2 rRNA genes are annotated in these 3,185 nt (G+C 51.6%); both read right to left on the bottom strand.

The features are described 5' to 3' along the window. A 5S ribosomal RNA gene (gene rrf, locus ACIP02_RS27280) occupies positions 1-86 on the bottom strand; the annotation flags it as partial. Positions 87-235: 149 nt separating this feature from the next. Further along, positions 236-3,128: ribosomal RNA gene (locus ACIP02_RS27275) — 23S ribosomal RNA — on the bottom strand. Positions 3,129-3,185 lie beyond the last annotated feature (57 nt).

Genomic DNA, 3,185 nt, shown 5'->3' with positions numbered 1-3,185 from the left:
AACCCCACACTACCATCGGCGATGCATCGTTTCACTGCTGAGTTCGGGATGGGATCAGGTGGTTCCAATGCTCTATGGTCGTCAAGAAATTCTGTAGCCAGAATGTCCAGATGGACAGCCCAGCGAATTCGGATATGCGATATTTGTGATGCTTTTGTGAACAGTGCGAACTTTCGGTTCGTATCATCTTCACCACCACAATTTGGCTTTCGTGCGCAAATTGCTTGGGTGTTATATGGTCAAGCCTCACGGGCAATTAGTATTGGTTAGCTCAACGCCTCACAGCGCTTACACACCCAACCTATCAACGTCGTAGTCTTCGACGGCCCTTTAGGGGATTCAAGATCCCAGTGAGATCTCATCTTGAGGCAAGTTTCCCGCTTAGATGCTTTCAGCGGTTATCTCTTCCGAACATAGCTACCCGGCAATGCCACTGGCGTGACAACCGGAACACCAGAGGTTCGTCCACTCCGGTCCTCTCGTACTAGGAGCAGCCCCTCTCAAATCTCAAACGTCCACGGCAGATAGGGACCGAACTGTCTCACGACGTTCTAAACCCAGCTCGCGTACCACTTTAAATGGCGAACAGCCATACCCTTGGGACCGGCTTCAGCCCCAGGATGTGATGAGCCGACATCGAGGTGCCAAACACCGCCGTCGATATGAACTCTTGGGCGGTATCAGCCTGTTATCCCCGGAGTACCTTTTATCCGTTGAGCGATGGCCCTTCCATACAGAACCACCGGATCACTAAGACCTACTTTCGTACCTGCTCGACGTGTTTGTCTCGCAGTCAAGCGCGCTTTTGCCTTTATACTCTACGACCGATTTCCGACCGGTCTGAGCGCACCTTCGTACTCCTCCGTTACTCTTTGGGAGGAGACCGCCCCAGTCAAACTACCCACCATACACTGTCCTCGATCCGGATAACGGACCTGAGTTAGAACCTCAAAGTTGCCAGGGTGGTATTTCAAGGATGGCTCCATGAGAACTGGCGTCCCCACTTCAAAGCCTCCCACCTATCCTACACAAGCAAATTCAAAGTCCAGTGCAAAGCTATAGTAAAGGTTCACGGGGTCTTTCCGTCTAGCCGCGGATACACTGCATCTTCACAGCGATTTCAATTTCACTGAGTCTCGGGTGGAGACAGCGCCGCCATCGTTACGCCATTCGTGCAGGTCGGAACTTACCCGACAAGGAATTTCGCTACCTTAGGACCGTTATAGTTACGGCCGCCGTTTACCGGGGCTTCGATCAAGAGCTTCGCTTGCGCTAACCCCATCAATTAACCTTCCGGCACCGGGCAGGCGTCACACCCTATACGTCCACTTTCGTGTTTGCAGAGTGCTGTGTTTTTAATAAACAGTCGCAGCGGCCTGGTATCTTCGACCGGCATGGGCTTACGGAGCAAGTCCTTCACCCTCGCCGGCGCACCTTCTCCCGAAGTTACGGTGCCATTTTGCCTAGTTCCTTCACCCGAGTTCTCTCAAGCGCCTTGGTATTCTCTACCTAACCACCTGTGTCGGTTTGGGGTACGGTTCCCAGTTATCTGAAGCTTAGGAGCTTTTCTTGGAAGCATGGTATCAACCACTTCGTCGCCTAAAGGCAACTCGTCATCAGCTCTCGGCCTTGAAATCCCGGATTTGCCTAAGATTCCAGCCTACCACCTTAAACCTGGACAACCAACGCCAGGCTGGCCTAACCTTCTCCGTCCCTCCATCGCAATAACTGGAAGTACAGGAATATTAACCTGTTTTCCATCGACTACGCTTTTCAGCCTCGCCTTAGGGACCGACTAACCCTGCGTCGATTAACGTTGCGCAGGAAACCTTGGTCTTTCGGCGTGCGAGTTTTTCACTCGCATTGTCGTTACTCATGTCAGCATTCGCACTTCTGATACCTCCAGCAAGCTTCTCAACTCACCTTCACAGGCTTACAGAACGCTCCTCTACCGCATCACCAAAAGGTGATACCCGTAGCTTCGGTGCATGGTTTGAGCCCCGTTACATCTTCCGCGCAGGCCGACTCGACTAGTGAGCTATTACGCTTTCTTTAAAGGGTGGCTGCTTCTAAGCCAACCTCCTAGCTGTCTAAGCCTTCCCACATCGTTTCCCACTTAACCATGACTTTGGGACCTTAGCTGACGGTCTGGGTTGTTTCCCTTTTCACGACGGACGTTAGCACCCGCCGTGTGTCTCCCATGCTCGGCACTTGTAGGTATTCGGAGTTTGCATCGGTTTGGTAAGTCGGGATGACCCCCTAGCCGAAACAGTGCTCTACCCCCTACAGTGATACATGAGGCGCTACCTAAATAGCTTTCGAGGAGAACCAGCTATCTCCGAGCTTGATTAGCCTTTCACTCCGATCCACAGGTCATCCGCTAACTTTTCAACGGTAGTCGGTTCGGTCCTCCAGTCAGTGTTACCTAACCTTCAACCTGCCCATGGATAGATCGCCCGGTTTCGGGTCTATACCCAGCGACTAAACGCCCTATTAAGACTCGCTTTCGCTACGCCTCCCCTATTCGGTTAAGCTCGCCACTGAATATAAGTCGCTGACCCATTATACAAAAGGTACGCAGTCACCTAACAAAGTAGGCTCCCACTGCTTGTACGCATACGGTTTCAGGTTCTATTTCACTCCCCTCTCCGGGGTTCTTTTCGCCTTTCCCTCACGGTACTGGTTCACTATCGGTCAGTCAGTAGTATTTAGCCTTGGAGGATGGTCCCCCCATATTCAGACAAAGTTTCTCGTGCTCCGTCCTACTCGATTTCATTGATAAGAGATTTTCGTGTACGGGGCTATCACCCACTATGGCCGCACTTTCCAGAGCGTTCCACTAATCTCAAACCAACTTAAGGGCTGGTCCCCGTTCGCTCGCCACTACTAAGGGAATCTCGGTTGATTTCTTTTCCTCAGGGTACTTAGATGTTTCAGTTCCCCTGGTTCGCCTCTTGCACCTATGTATTCAGTACAAGATACTCAGCTTATGCTGAGTGGGTTCCCCCATTCAGAGATCTCTGGATCACAGTCTGTTTGCCGACTCCCCAAAGCTTATCGCAGGCTACCACGTCTTTCATCGCCTCTGACTGCCAAGGCATCCACCGTATGCGCTTCTTCACTTGACCATATAACCCCAAGCAATCTGGTTATACTGTGAAGACGACATTCGCCGAAAATTCGCA

This window comes from Pseudomonas sp. NPDC089408, from assembly GCF_044749445.1.
Lineage (GTDB): Bacteria > Pseudomonadota > Gammaproteobacteria > Pseudomonadales > Pseudomonadaceae > Aquipseudomonas.
This window is presented reverse-complemented; position numbering and strand designations above follow the sequence as displayed.